This is a genomic window from Kosakonia sp. Marseille-Q7440, from assembly GCF_965119485.1.
Genome location: NZ_CBCPLT010000001.1, coordinates 1855815 through 1879492, shown reverse-complemented (window position 1 = coordinate 1879492; position 23678 = coordinate 1855815). Strand labels below are relative to the sequence as shown.

General features: G+C 57.5%; 25 protein-coding genes. 21 read left to right on the top strand and 4 right to left on the bottom strand.

Going from position 1 to position 23678, the window contains the following annotated elements; all coding sequences use genetic code 11:
* Positions 1-5 precede the first annotated feature (5 nt).
* Positions 6-1301: a two-component system sensor histidine kinase RstB gene (rstB, locus tag ACWPW2_RS08695; protein WP_023481468.1), complete on the top strand. Its 1296-nt coding sequence runs from the start codon at positions 6-8 to the stop codon at positions 1299-1301.
* A 76-nt stretch (positions 1302-1377) separates the two neighbouring features.
* Entirely contained in the window at positions 1378-2307 is a 930-nt protein-coding gene (gene tus / locus ACWPW2_RS08690; protein ID WP_454122453.1) for a DNA replication terminus site-binding protein, read from the top strand.
* Here tus and fumC read toward each other — a convergent pair.
* Together fumC and fumA are read right to left on the bottom strand one after the other, a co-directional pair.
* Complete coding sequence (gene fumC / locus ACWPW2_RS08685; protein ID WP_454122451.1) at positions 2304-3704, bottom strand: class II fumarate hydratase; 1401 nt, start codon at positions 3702-3704, stop codon at positions 2304-2306. The two genes, tus and fumC, sit on opposite strands and share 4 nt — an antisense overlap.
* Positions 3705-3854: 150 nt before the next feature.
* A complete protein-coding gene (gene fumA / locus ACWPW2_RS08680; RefSeq protein ID WP_023481500.1) occupies positions 3855-5501 on the bottom strand; it encodes a class I fumarate hydratase FumA in 1647 nt (548 codons plus the stop codon).
* Positions 5502-5699: 198 nt separating this feature from the next.
* Here fumA and manA point away from each other — a divergent pair, with 198 nt between their 5' ends.
* The 5 genes from manA to ACWPW2_RS08655 all read left to right on the top strand — a co-directional run bounded on the left by manA (position 5700) and on the right by ACWPW2_RS08655 (position 9748).
* Positions 5700-6878, top strand: a complete 1179-nt coding sequence (gene manA, locus ACWPW2_RS08675; protein WP_454122449.1) for a mannose-6-phosphate isomerase — start codon at positions 5700-5702, stop codon at positions 6876-6878.
* Between the two features lie 100 nt (positions 6879-6978).
* On the top strand, positions 6979-8511 hold the full coding sequence (locus tag ACWPW2_RS08670) for a YdgA family protein (protein WP_454122447.1): 1533 nt from the start codon (positions 6979-6981) through the stop codon (positions 8509-8511).
* Between the two features lie 218 nt (positions 8512-8729).
* Positions 8730-8981 carry a hypothetical protein gene (locus ACWPW2_RS08665; RefSeq protein WP_023481387.1) on the top strand — a complete coding sequence of 84 codons (252 nt, stop codon included), beginning with the start codon at positions 8730-8732 and terminating at the stop codon, positions 8979-8981.
* Positions 8982-9072: 91 nt separating this feature from the next.
* Complete coding sequence (locus tag ACWPW2_RS08660; RefSeq protein ID WP_023481550.1) at positions 9073-9372, top strand: hypothetical protein; 300 nt, start codon at positions 9073-9075, stop codon at positions 9370-9372.
* Between the two features lie 175 nt (positions 9373-9547).
* Positions 9548-9748 (top strand): hypothetical protein, encoded by a 201-nt coding sequence (locus ACWPW2_RS08655; protein WP_128483046.1) that lies wholly within the window; start codon positions 9548-9550, stop codon positions 9746-9748.
* Between the two features lie 60 nt (positions 9749-9808).
* Here ACWPW2_RS08655 and ACWPW2_RS08650 read toward each other — a convergent pair whose 3' ends face one another.
* The gene (locus ACWPW2_RS08650; RefSeq protein ID WP_454122444.1) at positions 9809-10057 is read right to left on the bottom strand and encodes a biofilm development regulator YmgB/AriR family protein; all 249 of its coding nucleotides are present in this window, start codon (positions 10055-10057) and stop codon (positions 9809-9811) included.
* A gap of 288 nt (positions 10058-10345) precedes the next feature.
* Between ACWPW2_RS08650 and malX the strand changes: the two genes are divergently transcribed.
* From malX to add, 4 genes are all read left to right on the top strand, one after another.
* Positions 10346-11962, top strand: coding sequence for a maltose/glucose-specific PTS transporter subunit IIBC (gene malX / locus ACWPW2_RS08645; RefSeq protein WP_454122442.1), 1617 nt, complete (start codon positions 10346-10348; stop codon positions 11960-11962).
* Complete coding sequence (locus ACWPW2_RS08640; RefSeq protein WP_454122440.1) at positions 11959-13143, top strand: MalY/PatB family protein; 1185 nt, start codon at positions 11959-11961, stop codon at positions 13141-13143. The genes malX and ACWPW2_RS08640 overlap by 4 nt, the downstream gene beginning before the upstream one ends.
* A gap of 28 nt (positions 13144-13171) precedes the next feature.
* On the top strand, positions 13172-13453 hold the full coding sequence (locus ACWPW2_RS08635; RefSeq protein WP_454122438.1) for a hypothetical protein: 282 nt from the start codon (positions 13172-13174) through the stop codon (positions 13451-13453).
* Positions 13454-13620: 167 nt separating this feature from the next.
* Positions 13621-14622 (top strand): adenosine deaminase, encoded by a 1002-nt coding sequence (gene add / locus ACWPW2_RS08630; protein ID WP_023481529.1) that lies wholly within the window; start codon positions 13621-13623, stop codon positions 14620-14622.
* Positions 14623-14657: 35 nt separating this feature from the next.
* Here the strand turns inward: add and ACWPW2_RS08625 are convergent, their stop codons facing one another.
* Positions 14658-15698, bottom strand: a complete 1041-nt coding sequence (locus ACWPW2_RS08625) for an oxidoreductase (protein WP_124968441.1) — start codon at positions 15696-15698, stop codon at positions 14658-14660.
* A 197-nt stretch (positions 15699-15895) separates the two neighbouring features.
* Here ACWPW2_RS08625 and blr point away from each other — a divergent pair, with 197 nt between their 5' ends.
* From blr to nth, 10 genes are all read left to right on the top strand, one after another.
* Entirely contained in the window at positions 15896-16033 is a 138-nt protein-coding gene (gene blr, locus ACWPW2_RS08620) for a division septum protein Blr (RefSeq protein WP_023481427.1), read from the top strand.
* A gap of 238 nt (positions 16034-16271) precedes the next feature.
* The gene (gene ydgT / locus ACWPW2_RS08615; protein ID WP_023481783.1) at positions 16272-16487 is read left to right on the top strand and encodes a transcription modulator YdgT; all 216 of its coding nucleotides are present in this window, start codon (positions 16272-16274) and stop codon (positions 16485-16487) included.
* A gap of 85 nt (positions 16488-16572) precedes the next feature.
* Positions 16573-17013, top strand: coding sequence for a DUF2569 domain-containing protein (locus ACWPW2_RS08610; protein WP_023481384.1), 441 nt, complete (start codon positions 16573-16575; stop codon positions 17011-17013).
* A gap of 78 nt (positions 17014-17091) precedes the next feature.
* Positions 17092-17673, top strand: a complete 582-nt coding sequence (gene rsxA / locus ACWPW2_RS08605; RefSeq protein ID WP_023481348.1) for an electron transport complex subunit RsxA — start codon at positions 17092-17094, stop codon at positions 17671-17673.
* Positions 17673-18251, top strand: a complete 579-nt coding sequence (gene rsxB, locus ACWPW2_RS08600) for an electron transport complex subunit RsxB (RefSeq protein ID WP_023481647.1) — start codon at positions 17673-17675, stop codon at positions 18249-18251. The genes rsxA and rsxB overlap by 1 nt, the downstream gene beginning before the upstream one ends.
* The gene (gene rsxC, locus ACWPW2_RS08595) at positions 18244-20658 is read left to right on the top strand and encodes an electron transport complex subunit RsxC (RefSeq protein ID WP_454122434.1); all 2415 of its coding nucleotides are present in this window, start codon (positions 18244-18246) and stop codon (positions 20656-20658) included. Before rsxB ends, rsxC begins: the two co-directional genes overlap by 8 nt.
* Complete coding sequence (gene rsxD / locus ACWPW2_RS08590) at positions 20659-21711, top strand: electron transport complex subunit RsxD (RefSeq protein ID WP_454122432.1); 1053 nt, start codon at positions 20659-20661, stop codon at positions 21709-21711.
* Positions 21712-21720: 9 nt separating this feature from the next.
* Positions 21721-22341, top strand: coding sequence for an electron transport complex subunit RsxG (rsxG, locus tag ACWPW2_RS08585; RefSeq protein WP_454122430.1), 621 nt, complete (start codon positions 21721-21723; stop codon positions 22339-22341).
* A 3-nt stretch (positions 22342-22344) separates the two neighbouring features.
* Entirely contained in the window at positions 22345-23043 is a 699-nt protein-coding gene (locus ACWPW2_RS08580; RefSeq protein ID WP_454122428.1) for an electron transport complex subunit E, read from the top strand.
* A complete protein-coding gene (gene nth, locus ACWPW2_RS08575; protein WP_023481795.1) occupies positions 23043-23675 on the top strand; it encodes an endonuclease III in 633 nt (210 codons plus the stop codon). The genes ACWPW2_RS08580 and nth overlap by 1 nt, the downstream gene beginning before the upstream one ends.
* Positions 23676-23678: the final 3 nt, after the last annotated feature.

Genomic DNA, 23678 nt, shown 5'->3' with positions numbered 1-23678 from the left:
TCACGATGAAAAAGCTGTTCGTCCAGTTTTACCTTCTGCTGTTCGTCTGCTTTCTGGTGATGACGATGCTGGTCGGTCTGGTCTATAAATTTACTGCCGAGCGCGCCGGCCGCCAGTCTCTCGACGACCTGATGAAGAGCTCGCTCTACCTGATGCGCAGCGAACTGCGCGAAATCCCGCCCCACGAGTGGGCAAAGACCTTAAAAGATCTGGACCTGAATCTCTCTTTTGATTTGCAGGTCGAGCCGATGAACAAATTCACCCTCGATCCTGCCGCTGCCCAGCGTCTGCGCGAAGGCGATATCGTCGCGCTTGATTCGGAATACACCTTTATCCAGCGCATTCCGCGCAGCCACTATGTGCTGGCGGTCGGCCCGGTGCCCTATCTCTTTTTCCTGCATGAAACGCGGCTACTGGATATGGGGCTGATGGCGCTGATTGCCATCTCGCTGGCCTTTCCGGTCTTTATCTGGATGCGGCCGCACTGGCAAGAGATGCTGCGGCTGGAGTCCGCCGCCCAGCGTTTTGGCGAAGGCCATCTTGAGGAGCGCATTCACTTTGACAGCGCCTCCAGTTTTGAACGACTCGGCATCGCTTTTAACCAGATGGCGGACAATATCAACGCCTTAATCGCCAGTAAAAAGCAGTTAATTGACGGCATCGCTCATGAACTACGTACGCCGCTGGTCAGGCTGCGTTACCGGCTGGAGATGAGCGATAATCTCAGCGAGGCGGAGCACACCGCGCTGAACCGCGATATCGGGCAACTGGAGGGGTTGATTGAGGAGTTGCTGACTTACGCCCGCCTCGATCGCCCACAGACCGAATTGCAGCTGACGACGCCGGATCTGCCCGCCTGGTTCAGCAGTTATCTCGACGATGCGCGCAGCATGAACCCGCAACATAGCTTACTGCTCGACTGCCAGGCCGGCGACGAGTATGGCGCGCTCGATATGCGCCTGATGGAGCGCGTGCTGGATAATCTGGTCAACAATGCCCTGCGCTACAGCGAAGGGACGATTAAGGTGACGTTGCAGCGCCAGGGATCGCTTGCCAGCATGACGGTAGAGGATGATGGCCCCGGTATCGCCCCGGCTGAACGGGAGCGCATTTTCGAACCCTTTGTGCGCCTCGACCCGAGCCGCGATCGCGCCACCGGCGGCTGCGGCTTAGGGCTGGCCATTGTGCACTCTATCGCCCAGGCCTTTGGCGGCAGCGTCAGCTGCGACGAAAGCGAGCTGGGCGGCGCGAAATTTACTTTCCAGTGGCCGATCTACCATAACCTTCCGCTTCCTGTTTAACCCTTCAATGCACAGTGGCTAATGCCCGGCTCCTGTGCTATAAACCATAAGTATGTTGTAACTACAGGAGTGGAATATGGCCCCGTTAGATCTGATTGACCGCCTGAACAGCACCTTTCGCCAGCTGGAGCGTGAGCTGGCGGCGCTGAAGGCTGAACTGAGCGAGTGCCGCCTGATGGTCGCGCGCGTCTTTACCCTGCCGGAGATTGCCAAAGGCGCCGAGCACGATCCGCTCCCGACCATCGCGGTGAAGCAGCATATCGGCAAAGCGGCGGCCGGCCTCGCACTCAACCACTACACCCACCTTTTTATTCAGCAGCAGTCGGAAAATCGCAGCAGTAAAGCCGCCGTGCGGCTGCCCGGCGTGGTCTGCTATCAGGGAAGTGACGCGATGTTGCAGGCGCTGGAGGCGCGCATTAACACCATCAATTCGCTCAAACAGGCGTTTGAAAAGATAGTCACGGTGGAATCCGGGCTGGCGCCCACGGCCCGCTTCGAGTGGGTACATCGCCATCTGCCGGGGCTGATTACCCTCAATGCCTACCGCACGTTAACACTGCTGCGCGCACCGGCGACTATCCGTTTCGGCTGGGCCAATAAGCATATTATTAAAAATTTCACCCGCGATGAGGTGCTGGCACAGCTGGAGAAGAGCCTGAAATCACCGCGCGCGGTGGCAGGCTGGAGCAGAGATGAGTGGCTGGCACGCGTTCAGCAGGAGTACAACGATGTCGCCGCCCTGCCGCAAAAAGCACGGTTGAAGATCAAACGCCCGGTGAAGGTGCAACCTATCGCCCGCGTCTGGTACGCCGGCTCGCAAAAACAGGTGCAGCACGCCTGTCCGACGCCGATTATCACGCTGATATCGGAGGAGAATGGCGGCGCGGTGCCGGACGTCGGCGAACTGCTGGACTACAACGCCGATAACGTTCAGCACCGCTACAAACCGCAGGCGCAGCCGTTAACCCCGATTATTCCCCGGCTGCACCTCTACGTGGCGGATTAGGCTGGCTTCATGCTGCCGACCATCGATTCCGGACGTACCCAACTATCGAACTCGGCTTCCGTCAGGTAGCCGAGCGCCAGCGCCGAGGCTTTCAACGTCAGCCCCTCTTTATGCGCCTTCTTGGCAATCTCCGCCGCTTTGTCATAGCCAATATGGGTATTGAGGGCGGTCACCAGCATCAGCGACTCATTCAGCAACTGGTCGATACGCTCCCGGTTCGGCTCAATGCCAACCGCACAGTGCTCATTAAAGCTCTCCATACCATCGGCCAGCAGGCGAATTGATTGCAGGAAATTATGGATCACCATCGGGCGGAAGACGTTAAGCTCAAAGTTACCCGACGCCCCGCCCATATTGACCGCCACATCATTGCCCAGCACCTGACAGCAGAGCATGGTCATCGCTTCGCACTGGGTCGGGTTAACTTTGCCCGGCATGATGGAGCTACCTGGCTCGTTTTCCGGAATCGAAATTTCGCCAATGCCGCAGCGCGGGCCGGAGGCGAGCCAGCGCACATCGTTGGCGATTTTCATCAGCGACGCGGCCAGCCCCTTTAACGCGCCGTGGGCATGCACCAGCGCATCGCAGGTCGCCAGCGCTTCAAACTTGTTCGGCGCGGTAATGAACGGCTGCTGCGTAAAGCTTGCCAGCTCTTTCGCCACCCGTTCGGCATACTCAGGATGGGTGTTGAGCCCGGTCCCCACCGCGGTGCCGCCGAGCGCCAGTTCGCCAAGATGCGGCAGGCTCTGTTCGATATGTTTAAGATTGTGCTCCAGCATGGCCACCCAGCCGGAGATCTCCTGGCCGAGGGTCAGCGGCGTTGCATCCTGCAAATGGGTACGGCCTATTTTGACGATATCGGCAAAGGCGGTGGCTTTTTCACTGAGGGTCTTTTTCAGTGCCTGAAGCTGCGGGATAAGCTGCTCGCGCACGCCAATCACCGCCGCGACGTGCATTGCCGTCGGGAAAACATCGTTGGAGCTCTGGCTCTTATTGACGTCATCATTGGGGTGGATTTTGCGCGCCATACCGCGCTCGCCGCCGAGGATCTCGCTGGCGCGGTTTGCCAGCACCTCATTCATATTCATATTGCTCTGGGTGCCGGATCCGGTCTGCCAGATCGCCAGCGGGAACTCCTCAGGGTGTTTCCCGGCCAGCACCTCATCGGCCGCCGCCATAATTGCGCGCGCCTTCTCTTCCGGCAGCAGGCACAGATCCTGGTTCACTTTCGCCGCCGCGCGTTTGGTCAGCGCCAGGGCGTGGATCAGCGAGACCGGCATCTTCTCTGTTGAGATACGGAAATGCTCAAGCGACCGCTGGGTCTGCGCGCCCCACAGCTTATCTGCCGGGACGTCAATCGCGCCCATCGAATCTTTCTCACTGCGATGCGTTGTCATTACTCTCTCCTTGGGTACAAAGTGATAGGGTTTTCGACTGGCTCACTTGCAAACAGGTAAAAGTATTGATGCTTTTTAGAATGTTGTTGTGAAGTTCGTGCTTTATAACGGCCAAAACGGGGAAAAAACCGCCCCGCAGGGCGGCAGGGACTATTTCAGGCAGCTGGCGCACTGGCCAGACTGGATCTGCTGGAAGAAGTCATTCCCTTTGTCATCGACGAGGATAAAGGCCGGGAAATCCTCCACCTCAATTTTCCAGATAGCCTCCATACCCAATTCCGGGTAGGCGACACACTCAAGATGCTTAATGCTGTTTTGCGCGAGGATCGCCGCCGGGCCACCGATGCTGCCAAGGTAGAAACCGCCATGTTTCGCGCAGGCATCCGTCACCTGTTTACTGCGGTTGCCCTTCGCCAGCATGATCATGCTGCCGCCCTGGGATTGCAGCTGATCGACGTAGGAGTCCATACGTCCCGCAGTAGTTGGGCCAAGCGAGCCGGACGCGTACCCTTCCGGGGTTTTCGCCGGGCCGGCGTAGTAGATCGGGTGATCTTTTACGTACTGCGGCAGATGCTCGCCGCTGTCCATCAGCTCTTTCAGTTTGGCGTGGGCGATGTCGCGGGCGACAATAATCGTTCCGGTCAGCGACAGGCGCGTGGAGACCGGATAGTGCGACAGCTGAGCCAGGATCTCGCTCATCGGGCGGTTGAGATCGACTTTTACTGCCTCACCCTCACCCGCCTGGCGGAGTGCTTCCGGGATGTATTTGCCAGGGTTCTGCTCAAGGCGCTCAAGCCAGATGCCGTCGCGGGTGATTTTGCCTTTGATATTGCGGTCTGCGGAGCACGACACGCCCATCCCAACCGGGCAGGATGCGCCGTGGCGCGGCAGGCGGATCACGCGGATATCGTGGGCGAAGTATTTGCCGCCGAACTGCGCGCCAAGGCCAAGGTTGCGCGCCTCTTGCAGTAACTCCTGCTCAAGCTGCACATCGCGGAACGCCTGGCCGTGCTCGTTACCCTGGGTCGGCAGCGCGTCATAATATTTGGTCGAGGCCAGTTTGACGGTCTTCAGCGTCGCTTCCGCAGAGGTTCCGCCAATGACAAAAGCGATGTGGTACGGCGGGCAGGCCGCTGTGCCGAGGGTGCGCATTTTTTCTACCAGATAGTTTTTCAGCTTCGCCGGGGTGATCAGCGCTTTTGTCTCCTGGTAGAGATAGGTTTTGTTCGCCGAGCCGCCGCCTTTGGCGATAAACAGGAACTTATACGCCTCGCCGTCAACGCTGTAGAGATCGATCTGCGCCGGCAGGTTGGTGCCGGTGTTGACCTCTTTATACATATCCAGCGGCGCGTTTTGCGAGTAGCGCAGGTTATCTTCGGTGTAGGTGTTGTAAACGCCCTGCGCCAGCGCGGCTTCATCGCCGCCGCCGGTCCAGACGCGCTGCCCTTTTTTACCCATGATGATCGCCGTGCCGGTATCCTGGCAGGTCGGCAGAATGCCTTTGGCAGCGATTTCCGAGTTGCGCAGGAACTGCAGGGCGACATATTTATCGTTCTCGCTCGCCTCCGGGTCGCTCAGAATATCGGCAACCTGCTGCTGATGCGCCGGGCGCAGGAGAAACGAAGCGTCATGGAAAGCGTGCTGCGCCAGCAGCGTCAGCGCCTGCGGATCGACTTTTAGAATATCCTGCCCCTCGAACTGAGCAACGGAGACGTGGTCGCGGCTTAGCAGATAGTATTCGGTGTCATCCTCTCCGAGGGGGAAAGGATCCTGATAGCAGAAGGGTTTGTTCGACATTGTTCTCTCACTTACGGCACGATTTGGTTATTGTTCAGGCAGGAGATCCCTCAGCCTGTGTTAAAGCGAGTCGACCTATCCTACACAAATTTTTAACAAAAACTGAGACTAGTACGACTTTTTACCCTCACTGATTACTTCCGCCGGGTTTGTTGCTTTAATGACGCGATAATTTTCCTAATCAAAAAGGGCTTGATAATGCAAAAACTCATCAACTCCGTGCAGAACTATGCCTGGGGTAGTAAAAGTGCGTTAACGGATCTCTACGGCATCGCCAATCCGGACAATCTGCCAATGGCCGAGTTGTGGATGGGCGCACACCCGAAGAGCAGCTCAAAAGTGCAGGACGAACAGGGGCAAACCCGTGCGCTGCGCGAGGTGATCGAGGCCGATAAGCGCCGCCTGCTCGGCGATGCCGTGGCTGAGCGCTTTGGCGAACTGCCGTTCCTGTTTAAAGTGCTCTGCGCTGACCAACCGCTCTCAATCCAGGTTCACCCGAACAAGAAAAACTCAGAGCTGGGCTTTGCGAAAGAGAACGCGGCCGGTATCCCGCTGGATGCCGCCGAGCGCAACTACAAAGATCCTAACCACAAGCCGGAACTGGTCTTTGCCCTCACCCCTTTCCTGGCGATGAACGCGTTTCGTGAGTTCTCTGACATCGTCTCCCTGCTGCAACCGGTCGCCGGTGCGCACCCCGCCATTGCGCACTTCTTGCAAGCCCCCGGTGCCGATCGCCTGAGCGAGCTTTTTGCCGCGCTGCTCAATATGCAGAACGAGGAGAAATCCCGCGCGCTGGCGGTGCTGAAATCGGTGCTTGATAAAGAGCATGGCGAGCCGTGGAACACCATCCGCACCATTGCCGAATTCTACCCGGACGACAGCGGCCTCTTCTCACCGCTGCTGCTTAACGTGGTCAAACTTAACCCCGGCGAAGCGATGTTCCTGTTCGCGGAAACCCCGCACGCTTATTTGCAGGGCGTGGCGCTGGAGGTAATGGCCAACTCCGATAACGTGCTGCGCGCCGGGTTGACGCCGAAATATATTGATATCCCGGAACTGGTGGCGAACGTCAAATTCACGCCGAAAGCGGCAGATGACCTGCTGACGCAACCGGTTCGTGACGATGCCGCCCTCGATTTCCCAATCCCGGTGGCTGACTTTGCCTTCTCGCTGCACGATTTATCTACCCACGAAACGCCGCTGGCGCAGCAGAGCGCGGCGATTATCTTCTGTGTCGAAGGTGAAGCGGTGCTCAGCAAAGGTGAGCAGACGCTGGTGCTGAAAGCGGGCGAATCGGCGTTTATCGGCGCGGATGAGTCACCGGTCGCCGCAAGTGGCACCGGACGGGTAGCGCGCGTGTTTAATAAAATCGACTAAGTTACTGAAGTTTTAAGCAACTATTGCTAAGCTTTAGCGAACTTCATTCGACAGTCCAGGCGGTTTGTACCGCCTGGTTTCTTTTTCAGGGATAAGCGCTATGAAAAAAACGTTGGTTGCCGCCGGGGTTATTGTTGCATTAGGTGTCGTCTGGGCAGGCGGAGCCTGGTATACCGGCAAACAGCTGGAGGGACGTCTGGGTGAGATGGTGAGCCAGGCAAATGCCCAGATCAAACGCAGCGCGCCGGACGCCAATGTTGAGCTTTCGGCGCAGGATTATAAACGCAGCCTCTTCTCCAGTACCTTCACGCTGCAGGTCAAGCCGATTGCCGGTACCACCAGCCCGTGGCTGAAGCCCGGCCAGAGCGTGGTTCTGCATGAAAATGTCGATCACGGCCCCTTCCCGCTGGCACAGCTGAAATCCTTCAGCCTGACGCCGGCGATGGCCTCCGTCCATACGCAACTGGTCAATAATGACGTCACCAAAGCGCTGTTTGAGATGGCGAAAGGCGAATCGCCGTTTATCGCCGAAACGCGTATTGGCTACTCCGGTGATACCCGCAGCGACATCAACCTGCGCGCGCTGAATGTGGAAAAAGAGGGTGAGAAAGTCGCTTTCGGCGGCGGTAATTTCCGCGTCAGCGCTGATAAAGAGGGCAATGCGGTTGCGGTAAGCGGCGAAGCGCAAAGCGGCCTGGTTGATACGGTCAACGAGTTTGGCCAGAAAGTGCAGCTCTCCTTTAATAACTTCAAGACCGATGGCTCGAGCGAAATGAGTGCTTTTAATGAGCGCACCGGCAGCCAGAAGATGAGCCTTGATAAACTTGCTATCTCCATTGAAAACAAAGAGATGGCAATTCTTGAAGGGATGGAGCTTACGGCTAAATCGGACGTGGCGGACGATAAGAAAAATATCAACAGCCAGGTCGATTACACCCTTAACAGCCTGAAAGTACAGGGTCAGGATCTCGGCAACGGCAAACTGACGCTGAAAGTCGGCCAGGTGGATGGCAATGCCTGGCATCAGGCCACGCAGCAGTATGATGCGCAGATCCGCGCCCTGATGGCGCAGCCTGATATCGCTCAGAATCCTGAGCTGTACCAGCAGAAAGCGACCGAAGCGTTTCTCAGCGTCGTGCCGCTGCTGCTGAAAGGCGAGCCGGTGATTACCGTTGCTCCGCTGAGCTGGAAAAATGCGAAAGGCGAATCGACCTTTAACCTCTCGCTGTTCCTGAAAGATCCGGCAAAAACCGCTGATGCCCCGCAGACGCTGGCGCAGCAGGTTGATCGCAATGTGAAATCTCTCGACGGCAAGCTCTCCATTCCGGTGGATATGGCGACCGAGCTGATGACCCAGGTAGCGAAGCTGCAAGGGTATCAGCAAGAGGATGCGGCAAAGCTGGCTAGCCAGCAGGTGAAAGGCCTGGCGGCAATGGGCCAGATGTTCCGCATCACTACCCTTGAGAACAACACCATTCTCACCAGCCTGCAGTATGCCAATGGCCAGGTGACGCTGAACGGCGAGAAGATGCCGCTGGAGCATTTTGTCGGCATGTTTGGCCTGCCTTCAATGCAGCCAGCCGTGCCGGGCGAGGCGGTTCCTCCCGCTCCGCCGGCCATCCCGCAGCAGTAAGCAAAACGCCCCTCACATGAGGGGCATTTTTTTGCTTCCCTCTGAAAGATATATCCTCCGTAAGCCCCTTTTCCCTTCCCTATCTATTTCTTTCAGTTATTATTAGCGAGCAAAATTCGGGGCTGCTGAATGCTTTGTAGCGCGAGGCTGATAACCGAATCAGTCCGTTGATGCAAAATCATTCTTTTGGCATTTAGCCCGTTGAAGAGAGGACAGTCGTGAAAGGTTTCCAGGGTAAAGGTCCGGATGAGAGTGCGTTCTTCCAGCCGGGTTGCACGCTCTCGCAAGAGGAGCTGTTAGGTGAGATTGTGATCGAGCTTTTGCGTGAAAAAGGCCAGGTCAGCCGACAAAGCCTCTGTATCAAACTGGCGGCGCGCCTCGATAAAGCCAACGATCCGTTAACAGAAGCGCGCTATGGCGATCTGCTGAAGCTGATTTTTACCAGAAAAATGGGCTCGTCATTTCCATAATCTTAATGAATAAGCTATAACATGCAGCATAACGTTACTAAGATGCATGACCGGGAAACCTTTGTACGGTGCAGCAAATGTGTGAGGCAGAATGAGTAAAAATGAGTCAGATAAGCTTGTAGATACGGTAATGGGCGAGGCGGTACTGGCCCTGCTTGATTCAGATGATGATGTCTCTTTCGATGCGCTGATTGGGCAGTTGCAAGAGTCCCTGATGAGTGAAGTCGACAGCACACGGCGTAAAGCACTTCAAACCGCGATCAGCGGTATTCACCACTATAAAACCCAGCCGGCCACGCGCGGGCGCAAAAGCAGTTTACAGGCCAGCCGCCTTAAGAGCCGGTTGCCTTTATCAGGCCCGGGCATCGATAACAAAGCCCGCAAGCACTGATTTTTCCAGCAACATCTCTTCACCAGGTCTGGCGTTCCCTACCGGACCATTATTTTCACCCTTCTATTCAGACTTGCTTCGCATGTTTCGACGAATGCACAGTGGATTTGATCTGGCCCGCAGGCTTAGAAGAAAAAGTCACCAGTGCAATAAGGGAGAATCATTGAACGACGATGTGCAAGTTCAACCCGCAGAGATCCATGAGGCTATCGGCTTAGCCGCCACCTACCTTATGCATTCTCAACGGCCTGTGAAACCCAGCAACCTGATTATGGTGCTGCGTGCGCAGAGCAGTATAACCACCGATCCCAGACAGAAGCGCGTGTTCGATGCCGCCCGGCAGCTTATCCTCGACAGGATAACCTACTCCGCCTGATTAACGTGAAAACGCCTTCGTCTGTTATGAAGGCGTCTTCGTTGATAAATCGATGCCGGTTTAGATATGGTCCGGCGTTTTCTGCACCACTCTTTCTAATGCGTTGCGATACACCTCCAGCATTGCGGGGTTCTCTTCTGTTTCCAGCAGCCCAATCAGTGCCAGGATGAGATGTTTATCGTTGACGTCGCGCTGCTGCAAACGCAGGTTCGAAAGGATGGTGCTAATGACCTGCTTTTCAGCCTCTTCATCACGCGCGGTCACGCCAAAATAGGCGTTGAACTGCTCTTCTGTGGTTGTCGTTTGCATACTCATCCTGCATAGCGATACGAAAAGCGGGCCTCCGCATCAGGGTCGGAGGGTGTAATTTCGCCGCTAAAAATAGTCGTGGTTTTAAGCCTTCGCAACAGGATATATAAAATTTTCTCAGCCATTTACCAAAGCTGGAAAACAGCTCGCAAATCCCCCTCTATCTTGTTGAATTCCTAATTAAGATCGTCAGGATGATTAGCTCTGCCGCCAGCGCCAGAAACCTGATACAACGCTATACGCATAGTCAGGAAGCCTGCCGTTCGCTTACTTTTTTGAGGAGTTGTTATGACGGGTAAAAAAAGGTCGGGTAATGCCATATGGGAATTTTTTCAGCAGCTGGGCCGCACCTTTATGCTGCCGGTCGCGCTGCTCTCCTTCTGCGGCATTATGCTGGGTATTGGCAGCTCACTGAGCAGCCGCGATGTGATTACCCTGCTGCCGCTATTAGGCCATCCGTTACTGCAAGCGATCTTTATCTGGATGAGCAAAATCGGCGCATTTGCCTTCACCTTCTTACCTGTCATGTTCTGTATTGCCATCCCGCTGGGCCTTGCGCGGGAAGATAAAGGCGTCGCCGCTTTTTCTGGCTTTGTCGGCTATGCGGTGATGAACCTGGCGGTCAACTTCTGGCTCACCGCGCAGGGCATTTTACCCACCAGCGACGCTGCCGTGCTCAAGGCACATAATATTCAGAGCGTGCTCGGCATCCAGTCAATTGACACCGGCATTCTCGGCGCGGTGATTGCGGGGGTGATCGTCTGGCGGCTGCATGAGCGTTTTCACACCCTGCGCCTGCCGGACGCGCTGGCCTTTTTTGGCGGCACGCGTTCCGTCCCGATTGTCACAAGCGTAGTAATGGGCATTGCTGGCCTGCTGATCCCGCTTATCTGGCCCTGGTTTGCGCTCGGCATTAGCGGCCTCGGACAGCTTATCGATCGCGCGGGCGACTTCGGACCGATGATCTTCGGCACCGGCGAGCGGCTACTGCTCCCCTTCGGTTTACAACATATTCTGGTGGCGCTGATCCGCTTTACCGACGCGGGCGGCACCATGGAGGTGTGCGGTCATCAGGTAAGCGGCGCGCTGACCATCTTCCAGGCCCAGCTTGGCTGCCCGCAGACGCACGGCTTCTCTGAGAGCGCAACCCGTTTTCTCTCACAGGGGAAAATGCCCGCATTCCTTGGCGGGCTGCCCGGCGCAGCGCTGGCGATGTACCACTGCGCGCGACCGGAGAATCGCCATAAGATTAAGGGGCTGCTGATCTCAGGTGTTATCGCCTGCGTGGTTGGCGGCACTACCGAGCCGGTTGAGTTCCTGTTTCTTTTTGTCGCTCCGGCGCTCTATCTGATTCACGCCCTCCTCACCGGCCTGGGTTTTACCGTTATGGCGGTGCTTGGGGTAACGATTGGCAACACCGACGGCAATGTGATTGATTTTATCGTCTTCGGCGTGCTGCACGGGCTGGCGACCAAATGGTATCTGGTGCCGCTGGTCGCCGCGGTGTGGTTTATCGTCTACTACGCGCTGTTCCGCTTTGCCATTACCCGTTTCGATCTGAAGACGCCCGGCCGTGAACCGCAGACGATTGAGAGCGAGCAAAGCACGACGCCAGAAGCGAGAGGTCGCTCCGGCTATGATGTCCCGGCCTTGCTTGCCGCCCTTGGCGGAGCGCAAAATGTGCAGAGCCTGGATAACTGCATTACCCGCCTGCGCCTGTCGGTGGGCAGCATGGCGCAGGTCGATGCCGCCGCGCTGAAAGCCCATCGCGCCCTCGGCGTGGTGAAGGTCAACGACCACAACCTGCAGGTAGTGATTGGGCCGCAGGTGCAGTCAGTAAAAGATGAAATGGCGCAGCTCATCGCGGCAGCGCAGGTACAGATAACCCCAGAGGCAAGTAGATGAAGCGCGACGTTTCCTTTGATTTTTCCACCCCAGTCGATCGCCACGGCACCTGGTGCACACAGTGGGACTACGTGAGCGACCGTTTTGGCCGCGCCGATCTGCTGCCTTTTACCATCTCGGATATGGATTTCGCCACCGCGCCCTGCATTCTCGACGCCCTGCAAACCCGCCTTGCGCACGGGGTCTTTGGTTATAGCCGCTGGCAGAACGACGACTTCATCGGCGCTATCGAATACTGGCTCGCCAGCCGTTTCGACACCCGAATCGACTGCGACGCCCTGGTCTATGGCCCGTCAGTTATCTGGATGATTGCCGAGACCATCCGCCAGTGGACGCAGCCCGGCGATGCCGTTGTGGTTCACACGCCCGCCTATGACGCCTTCCCGAAAATGATAAGCCACAATCAGCGCAAGCTGCTGACGGTGCCGCTGCATCAATATCACGGCGGCTGGGTGTGTGACATGACGCAGCTCGAAGCGGTGCTGGCACGGCCGGAAAGCAAGGTTCTGCTGCTCTGCAGCCCGCATAACCCGACCGGCAAAGTGTGGACGCATGAAGAGCTGACCGCGATGGCATTACTGTGCGAGCGCCACCAGGTGAAAGTGATTAGCGACGAGATCCATATGGATATGGTCTGGGCCGCGCAGCAGCACATTCCGTGGTGCAATGTCGCGCGCTCAACGTGGGCGCTCTTCTCCTCGGCATCTAAAAGTTTCAATATCCCGGCATTAACCGGCGCATGGGGGCTGTTTGGCGACAAGGCGTCGCGCAACGGCTACCTCGATGCGTTAAAAAACGCGAACGGCTTATCCTCGCCGGCGGTGCTGGCAGTAGCGGCGCATGTTGCCGCCTATCGTGAAGGCGCCCCGTGGCTTGAAGCCCTGCGCAGCTATCTGCGCGCTAACTTGGCTTACCTCGCCACTGCCCTGAACGACGCCTTCCCGCAGTTGCGCTGGCAGCCGCCGGAGTCGACCTATCTGGCGTGGATCAATCTGCGGCCACTCGATATTGATGATGACAGGCTGCAAAAAACGCTGATTGAGGAGCAGCAGGTGGCGATTATGCGCGGCGATGTCTACGGGCCCCAGGGACGCGGGTTTATTCGCCTCAACGTCGGCTGCCCGCGAGTGAAGCTGGAAGAGGGAGTAAAAAGGCTGATTGCCGCGCTGCGTTCATGTTAGCCTGTGGCGAAATTTATCAACGGAGTGAATGATGGTCTGGGGCGTGTCGCTGGTTTACTTTGTTCTCGGCTGGATCTTTTTTACCCGCACGTTCCGTCTTTATGCGCTGGTGTCGAGCCTGCTATTAGCCATCGCGCTGCACAATGTGCTGCAGAGCCACTTGCTGGTGATCCTCTATCTTGCGGTGCTGGCGGTGACCTTTATCACGCTCCTGTTGCTTAAACGTAGCCCGGACAAAAAGGGCACGCTCTTCTTTTCAGTGCCCTGCTGGCTGCTGATCGTCACAGTGATTTTCAACGTCTTCTTCTGAGGGTGTAAGCGGTGCCAGCCCGGCTTGCGCTGGCATCAGCAGGTGCATATTTTTCCATCGCCTTTGCGCACCCTCCTTTGTTATCCCGCTAATTTTATTACTATTTTTAATAAGTTAACGAAGTGTTGTATAATGCTTTGCACTTTTACAAAAATATGAGTGCGATCATGATTGATTTAAAACTGCCTTTAACCGATATCCATCGTCATCTTGACGGCAATATCCGTGCCCAAACTATCCTCGATCTTGGCCGCCAGTATAATTTAACCCTCCCCGCGCAAACCCTCGACGCGCTGCGCCCGCATGTGCAGGTCACCTCGAACGAACCCGATTTAGTGAGCTTTCTCGCCAAACTCGACTGGGGCGTAAAGGTGCTGGCCTCGCTGGATGCCTGCCGTCGCGTAGCTTATGAAAACATGGAAGATGCGGCGCGAAATGGCCTGCACTATGTTGAGCTGCGCTTCTCGCCGGGCTATATGGCGATGACCCACAACCTGCCGGTGGCAGGCGTGGTGGAAGCGGTGATTGCCGGGGTACGCGAAGGAAGCCGCGATTTTAATGTGCAGGCGCGCTTAATCGGTATTCTGAGCCGCACCTTCGGCGAAGCAGCCTGCGAACAGGAGCTGGACGCCCTGCTCGCTCATCGCGACAGTATCACCGCTCTCGATCTGGCGGGCGATGAGCTCGGTTTTCCGGGAAGCCTGTTCCTCTCCCACTTTACCCGCGCCCGCGATGCTGGCTGGCAAATTACCGTGCATGCTGGTGAAGCCGCAGGCCCGGAGAGTATCTGGCAGGCGATCCGTGAACTGGGTGCCGTGCGCATCGGTCATGGCGTAAAAGCGATTGAAGATGCCGCGCTGATGGACTTCCTCGCCGAGCAGCGGATTGGTATTGAGTCCTGCCTCACCTCTAACATTCAGACCAGCACCGTGGCCTCTCTCGATCGCCATCCGCTGAAAACCTTCCTCGATCACGGCATTCTGGCCAGCATCAATACGGACGATCCGGCGGTACAGGGGATCGACATTGGTCACGAGTATGAGGTTGCCGCTCCGGCAGCCGGTTTGAGCGCAGAGCAGATCCGCCAGGCGCAGATTAACGGGCTGGAGTTGGCCTTTATCACTGCCGAAGAGAAACAGGCGCTGCGCGAGCGCGTCGCGCAGGCTTGATGAGCATGGCTCACGGCCTGCCGTGAGCCATTCGTTCAGGTGAGGCTGAGGGTTGCGCGGTGTTTTGCCGACTCGATACCAAGCTCAATCAGCTCCATAATGCGGATCGCCTGGCTGGCCGGAACCGGATTCTCGCCGCCGCCCATCAGCGCATCGCGGATTGCCGCGTAATAAGCCGGATAGTTGCCCGGCAGTGTCAGCCAGGTCTCCTCTTTACGTGTTTCACCATCAATGCGGGTCAACACGCCATCGCGCATGTCGTAGCCCCAATCCTCCTGCGGTAAGCGCGCCCCGCTTTTTAAGCGCTCCTCCTGCGGATCAAGGCCATATTTCACATAGCTGCCGCGCGTGCCGTGGACGATATAGCGCGCGGATTCCGCCGCCGCCAGCAGCGTGCCGTGCAGCACCACGCGGCGCTGGGGATAGGTCAATACCGCGTGAAAATAGTCGGTGGATTGCGCACCAGGGCGCAGTTGGGCCAGATCGACAGTTAATGATACCGGCAGACCAAACAGATTGATCGCCTGGTCGAGCAAGTGCGGGGCTAAATCGTACCAGATGCCGCTCCCCGGGCCGCCCTGTTCGCGCCAGCGGTCACGCACCTGCGGGCGGAAGCGGTCGAAATGGGATTCGAAATAGGCCACTTCACCCAGTGCACCATCGGCAAGCAGCGCTTTCAGCGTCAGGAAGTCGCTGTCCCAGCGGCGGTTGTGAAACACCGATAACAGGCGACCATAGCTGCGGGCCAGCGCGTCCAGCTCGCGCGCCTGTGACAGTGTCACGGTAAAGGGTTTATCGACCACCACATGTTTGCCCGCTTCCAGCGCCGCTTTCGCCAGCGGAAAGTGGGTATCGTTAGGCGTGGGGATGACAATTAAATCAATATTGGGATCGTTAAACAGACGTTTGGGATCGGCAACAACATCGACGTTGGGCCAGTCCGCTTTGACCTTTGACTCATCACTGCTGGAAATAGCCGCCAGCGCCATACCGGCGGTGCCAGCGATCAGCGGAGCATGAAATGTTTTACTGGCGTAGCCATATCCGATCACGCCAACCCGAATAATATCACTCATATCACGGCCTCTTTTCAGTGAACCTCCATTTCACACTATCTGCCTGATGCCGACAACCGCTGTTGTAACGCATTTTTAAGGTGAATAATTCAGCGCATTCTGGTCTGGTTTCCGCTTACAAAATCTGCTTAAATCTGCGCCCAACACCCGTTAATGACTACCGGCGTGTGATGTGAATCCCAGGGAGCAGTATAAATATGACCGCAATATTCAATCGGATTGTTGAATTAATGGGCTGGATTGTGCTCGGCGTATCAACCATTCTGTTGGTGTTTGCCAGCCATATTGATAATTATCAGCCGCCTGAGCAAAGCGTGGTAGTGCAAAAGAAATAAAGGTATTCCCTATTGCTGCGATAGCCTATATCGCGCCAGAAGCGGGTTGCCCGTCATGAGGAAGGACGTTAACCTTCTTCGCCCGGCGCCTTTGTGGCGCCTGGTTTTTATCTGAAAAGAATATGCTTAATTTAATGGCAGATTATTCTCACGCTAGTTACGCCCGGATAATAACGTCTATTATTTGCGCGCATAGCCGTTCTTTTTTTGCCTCTTCATTATATGGACACCCTCCGACATGACCGTGCAGGACTATTTATTAAAATTTCGCAAAATCAGTTCGCTTGAAAGCCTGGAAAAGCTCTTCGATCACCTTAACTACACCCTGACCGAGAGCAGTGAGATCATTAATATGTACCGCGCAGCCGATCACCGCCGCGCTGAGCTGGTCTCCGGCGGGCGGTTATTTGACATTGGGTGCGTTCCGCGCTCGGTATGGCGCTACGTGGTCTGAGGCCGCTGGCAATCGCCGTGCGATGCTTTATACTCGTCGCCCGGCAATGTTTGCCGCAACTGAATGTGTTAACAGAGGAAATGGCATGACAACAACACCCGCAGAACGTATCGGAGGCTGGTTACTCGCCCCTCTGGCCTGGTTGCTGGTCGCGTTATTAAGCACCTCGCTGGCGTTAATGCTGTATGTCACCGCCCTGTTAACGCCGCATGCGCTCTCGGCCCTGCTGGCGCAGCCGTCGAAAGCGATGCTGCTGTTGATCTTATCCTTTGTTTTTGCCGCCGCGCTCTGGTGCTATACGCTCTGGCTGACCATCGCCTTTTTCAAACGCCGCAGCCTGGTGCCGAAACACTACATTATCTGGCTGCTGGTCTGCGTGCTGCTGGCGATAAAAGCGTTTGCGTTTTCACCGGTTTCCGATGCGATGGCGGTTCGCCAGCTGATCTTCCCTTTGCTGGCGGCGGCGCTGTTTGTGCCCTACTTCAAGCGCGCGGTGCGCGTGAAGAAGACCTTTATTAACCCGTAAATAACCTTACAGTTAACCTGTTGTCGCCCGGGGCAGTTTGCCCGATAATAGGCGGCTTTTTTCATTTCAGGCCAAATAATGACAGACTATCTTCTGCTATTTATCGGAACGGTACTGGTCAACAACTTCGTACTGGTGAAGTTTCTTGGCCTGTGTCCGTTTATGGGCGTTTCCAAAAAGCTGGAAAGCGCAATGGGTATGGGGCTCGCAACCACCTTCGTCATGACCATGGCTTCGATCTGCTCATGGCTTATCGACAACTGGGTGCTGATCCCGCTGAACCTGGTCTATCTGCGCACCCTCTCCTTTATCCTGATTATTGCCGTGGTGGTGCAGTTCACCGAGATGGTGGTGCGTAAAACCAGCCCGGCGCTCTATCGCCTGCTCGGTATCTTTCTGCCGCTTATCACCACCAACTGCGCGGTGCTTGGCGTCGCCCTGCTCAATATCAACCTTGGGCACAACTTTATGCAGTCGGCGCTGTATGGCTTTGCCGCCGCCGTCGGCTTCTCACTGGTGATGGTGCTGTTCGCCGCGATCCGCGAACGCCTTGCCGTCGCCGATGTTCCCGCGCCGTTTCGCGGTAATGCGATTGCGTTAGTTACCGCCGGCTTAATGTCTCTGGCCTTTATGGGCTTTAGTGGTCTGGTAAAACTGTAATGAATGCGATAACCATCGCCGTTGCAGTCCTGAGCGTACTTGGGCTGCTGTTCGGCCTGATCCTCGGTTACGCCTCGCGCCGGTTTGCGGTCGAGGACGATCCGGTTGTTGAACGTATCGATGAACTGCTGCCGCAGAGCCAGTGTGGGCAGTGCGGCTACCCCGGCTGTCGCCCCTACGCCGAAGCGGTCGGCACCCAGGGTGAAAAGATCAACCGCTGCGCCCCCGGCGGCGAAGCGGTGATGCAGAAAATCGCCACGCTTTTAAACGTTGACCCGCAGCCGATTGATGGCGATGCCGACGCGCTGGAGCCGGTGCGTATGCTTGCCATCATCGATGAGAGCAACTGCATCGGCTGTACAAAATGCATTCAGGCCTGCCCGGTCGACGCTATCGTGGGCGCAACCCGCGCCATGCATACGGTGGTAAGCGATCTCTGCACCGGCTGTAATCTTTGTGTGGATCCGTGCCCGACGCAGTGTATCGACCTGCGCCCGGTTGCGCCAACCACGCAGAACTGGAAATGGGATCTGCACACCATTCCGGTGCGCACTATTCCCGTGGAGCACCATGCTTAAGTTATTTTCCGCATTCCGAAAAGAGAAACTGTGGGATTTCCACGGCGGCATTCATCCGCCGGAGATGAAAACCCAGTCTAACGGTACGCCGCTGCGTCAACTGCCGCTGGCGAACCGTTTTGTCATTCCCTTAAAGCAGCATATCGGCGCTGAAGGCGAACTGTGCGTCAGCGTGGGCGATAGCGTTTTGCGCGGTCAGCCGCTGACCCGTGGCCGCGGTCGTATGCTGCCGGTGCACGCGCCGACCTCCGGCACCGTTGTGGCGATTGCCCCTCACGCTACCGCGCACCCCTCCGCCCTGCCTGAACTGAGCGTCATTATCGAAGCGGATGGCGAAGATCGCTGGATTGCGCGTGAAGGGTGGCAGGATTATCGCGCCCAGAGCGTTGAAGCGCTGATTGAGCGCATCCATCAGTTCGGCGTTGCCGGGCTGGGCGGAGCTGGGTTCCCGACCGGTGCCAAGCTGCAAGGTGCAGGCGATAAAGTCGATACGCTGATTATCAATGCCGCCGAGTGCGAGCCCTATATCACCGCCGACGATCGCCTGATGCAGGATTGCGCCGCGCAGATTATGGAGGGGGTGCGCATCCTCGCGCATATCCTTCAGCCGCGCCAGGTGCTGATCGGTATCGAAGATAATAAACCGCAGGCGATCTCGATGATGCGTGCGGTGCTGGCGGGCAGCCACGATATTCAGCTGAAAGTGATCCCGACCAAATACCCCTCCGGCGGCGCAAAACAGCTGACGCAGATCCTCACCGGCAAGCAGGTGCCGCACGGCGGCCGCTCGTCCGATATCGGCGTGCTGATGCAGAACGTCGGCACCGCCTACGCGGTGAAGCGTGCGGTGATTGACGGTGAACCGTTAACGGAGCGCGTGGTGACCCTGACCGGTGAAGCGGTTGCCCGCCCGGGCAACGTCTGGGCGCGGCTCGGCACGCCGGTTCGCCACCTGCTTGATTACGCGGGCTTCCAGCCTTCAGCAGAACAGCTGGTAATCATGGGTGGCCCGCTGATGGGCTTTACCCTGCCGTGGCTGGATGTTCCGGTGGTCAAAATTACTAACTGCCTGCTGGCCCCTTCGGCCAGTGAAATGGGCGAAACGCAGGAAGAGAAAGGCTGCATCCGTTGCAGCGCCTGCGCTGACGCCTGCCCGGCGGACTTGCTGCCGCAGCAGCTCTACTGGTTCAGCAAAGGCCAGCAGCACGACAAAGCCATCGCACACAATCTCTCTGACTGTATCGAGTGCGGTGCCTGCGCATGGGTCTGCCCGAGCAATATTCCGCTGGTGCAATATTTCCGCCAGGAGAAAGCGGAGATCTCCGCGATCGCCGAGGAAGAGCGACGCACCGCCGAAGCGAAGGCGCGTTTTGAAGCCCGTCAGGCGCGCCTTGAGCGCGAGAAACTGGCGCGTCAGGCACGTCACAAGCAGGCCGCCGCGAAGCCTGGCGAAGAGGATAAGCAGGCGATTGAAGCCGCACTTTCCCGCGTGAAAGAGAAACAGGCCGCTGCCGCAGAGCCGGTGGTGGTGCAGGCTGGCGCCGAGCCTGATAACCGTGAAGTGATTGCCGCCCGCGAAGCACGTAAAGCTGAGGCGCGTGCGCGTCAGGCAGAAAAAGCGCAGGCGACGGCTGAAGGCGACGATCCGCGCAAATCCGCTGTCGAAGCAGCGATTGCCCGCGCCAAAGCACGTAAAGCCGAGCATGCGCAGAAAGTCGCTGCCGCGACCGAGCCGGAAACTACCGAACTGGTCGACCCGCGCAAAGCCGCCGTTGAAGCGGCGATTGCCCGCGCCAAAGCGCGTAAAGCGGAGCAGGCGCAGAAAGAAGCTCCTGCTGCCGAGCCAGAAACCAGCGAGCCGGTCGACCCGCGTAAAGCCGCCGTTGAAGCGGCAATCGCCCGCGCGAAAGCGCGTAAAGCGGAGCAGGCGCAGAAAGAGATGCCTGCCGCCGAGCCGGAAAGCAGCGAGCCGGTCGATCCGCGCAAAGCCGCCGTTGAAGCGGCGATTGCCCGTGCGAAAGCGCGTAAAGCGGAGCAGGCGCAGAAAGAGGCTCCTGCTGCCGAGCCAGAAACCAGCGAGCCGGTCGATCCGCGTAAAGCCGCCGTTGAAGCGGCGATTGCCCGCGCCAAAGCGCGTAAAGCGGAGCAGGCTCAGGCGCAGAAAGAGACTCCTGCTGTTGCACCGGAAGCCAGCGAGCCGGTCGACCCGCGTAAAGCCGCCGTCGAAGCGGCAATCGCCCGCGCCAAAGCACGTAAAGCAGAGCAGGCCCGCGCGCAATCCAGCGCAGAAGAGGCCTCCACGCACACCCAGGCTGCCAATGACGATCCGCGTAAAGCGGCGGTCGCGGCGGCCATTGCCCGAGTTCAGGCTAAAAAAGCCGCGCAGCAAGCTGTTAACGAGGATTAAATGGTTTTCAGAATCGCAAGTTCCCCTTACACCCATAACCAGCGCCAGACCTCGCGCATTATGCTGCTGGTCACGCTGGCGACGATACCGGGCATCGCCGCGCAGCTGTGGTTCTTCGGCTGGGGAACCTTGATCCAGCTTATCCTCGCTATCGTCAGCGCCCTGCTGGCGGAAGGGCTGGTGCTGAAACTGCGCAAGCAGTCCGTCAGCACTATTCTGGCGGATAACTCGGCCCTGTTAACCGGCCTGCTGCTCGCCATCAGCATCCCCTCTTTTGCACCGTGGTGGATGGTGGTGCTGGGCACTGTGTTTGCAGTGATTATCGCCAAGCAGCTGTATGGCGGTCTCGGCCACAACCCCTTTAACCCGGCGATGATCGGCTATGTGGTGCTGCTTATCTCCTTCCCGGTGCAGATGACCAGCTGGTTGCCGCCCCATGATATTGCGCGTACGGTGCCCGGTTTGCTCGACGCTATTAGGGTGATCTTTACCGGTCACAGCACCACCGGCGCGACGATGGATGCCCTGCGCATGGGCGTGGATGGCATCAGCCAGGCGACGCCGCTCGATACCTTTAAAACCTCGCTCCATGCCGGACACAGCGTTGAGCAGATAATGCAGTACCCGATCTACAGCGGCGTGCTGGCAGGTGCAGGCTGGCAGTGGGTCAACCTTGGCTATCTGGCGGGCGGGATCTTTTTGCTGTCGCAGAACACCATTCGCTGGCATATCCCGGTCAGCTTCCTGCTCTCGCTGACCCTGTGCGCCACCCTCGGCTGGCTCTTTGCCCCGCAGAGCTTCTTAGCCCCGCAGCTACATCTGCTCTCGGGTGCGACGATGCTCGGCGCGTTCTTTATTCTTACGGATCCGGTTACGGCTTCGACCACCAATAAAGGTCGTCTGATTTTCGGCGCGCTGGCCGGTTTGCTGGTGTGGCTGATCCGCAGCTTCGGCGGCTACCCGGATGGTGTCGCCTTTGCGGTGTTGCTGGCGAATATCACCGTGCCGCTGATTGATTACTACACGCGCCCGCGCGTGTACGGACATCGTTAAGGAGCCGTCATGCTAGAGACAATGCGTAAACATGGCGTCACGCTGGCACTTTTTGCCGCCGGCTCCACCGGCCTGACCGCCGCCATTAACCAGATGACCAAAAGCACCATCGCCGACCAGGCGGTATTGCAGCAAAAAGCGCTCTTCGATCAGGTGCTGCCGCCCGAGAGCTATACTAACGCGCTGGCGCAGAGCTGTTATGTGGTGAGCGACCCGGCGCTCGGCAAAGGCCCGCATCGCGTGTGGATTGCGCAGAAGGACGATAAACCGGTAGCGGCGGTGATTGAATCCACCGCGCCGGATGGCTACTCCGGTGCTATCCAGCTGCTGGTCGGCGCGGATTTTAGCGGCACGGTGCTGGGCGTGCGTGTTACCGAACACCATGAAACGCCGGGCCTGGGCGATAAAATCGAGCTGCGCATCAGTAATTGGATCACCTACTTTACCGGCAAGAGAATCGATGGCCCGGCCGACAGCCACTTCGCCGTGAAGAAAGATGGCGGTGATTTCGATCAGTTTACCGGTGCGACCATCACCCCGCGCGCGGTGGTGAATGCGGTGAAACGTACCGGGATTTACGCCATGACGCTGCCTGAGCAGCTGTCCCGTTTGCCTGAGTGTGGAGAGTAAACGATGAGCGAAGTAAAAGAGGTTATTGTCCAGGGGCTGTGGAAAAACAACTCCGCGCTGGTGCAGTTACTCGGCATGTGTCCGCTGCTGGCGGTAACGTCGACCGCTACCAATGCCCTCGGGCTGGGTCTGGCGACCACGCTGGTGCTGACCCTGACCAACCTGTTTATCTCCCTGCTGCGTCGCTGGACGCCGTCGGAGATCCGTATTCCCATCTACGTGATGATCATCGCCTCGGTGGTGAGCGCCGTGCAGATGCTGATCAACGCCTACGCTTTCGGCCTCTATCAGTCGCTGGGGATCTTTATTCCGCTGATCGTCACCAACTGTATCGTGGTCGGTCGCGCAGAGGCCTTTGCGGCGAAAAAAGGGCCGGCGCTCTCGGCGCTGGACGGTTTTGCCATCGGCATGGGGGCGACCGGCGCGATGTTCGTGCTTGGCTCGATGCGTGAAATACTCGGTAACGGCACGCTGTTTGACGGCGCGGATGGCCTGCTGGGAAGCTGGGCCAAAGGACTGCGCATCGAAGTGTTCCATACGGACTCCCCTTTCCTGCTGGCGATGCTGCCGCCGGGCGCGTTTATCGGCCTCGGTATGATGCTGGCGGTGAAATACTTAATCGATCAGAAAATGAAAAAACGTCGTGAAGCCGCCGCCGCACAGGTCAACGACGCGCCAGAGACCTCGCCCGGGAAGGCATAATGAATAAAGCGAAACGCCTCGAGATCCTCACCCGGCTGCGGGAGAACAACCCGCATCCGACCACTGAACTGAACTTCACCTCGCCGTTTGAGCTGCTGATCGCCGTGCTGCTCTCAGCCCAGGCGACGGATGTCAGCGTCAATAAAGCGACGGCGCTGCTCTATCCGGTTGCTAATACGCCGCAGGCGATGCTGGAACTGGGCGTGGATGGCGTGAAGCAGTACATCAAAACCATCGGCCTTTACAACAGCAAAGCGGAGAACGTCATTAAGACCTGCCGCATTTTGCTGGAAAAACATGGTGGCGAAGTGCCGGAAGATCGCGCCGCGCTGGAAGCCCTGCCGGGCGTCGGGCGTAAAACCGCCAATGTGGTGCTGAATACCGCTTTTGGCTGGCCGACTATCGCCGTTGATACGCATATTTTCCGCGTCTCTAACCGCACGCGCTTTGCGCCGGGGAAGAATGTCGAAGAGGTGGAGGAGAAGCTGCTGAAAGTGGTGCCGACGGAGTTTAAAGTCGACTGCCACCACTGGCTTATTCTGCACGGGCGATACACCTGCATCGCCCGTAAACCCCGCTGCGGCTCCTGCATCATTGAAGATTTGTGCGAATACGACAGCAAGACCGATTAACGC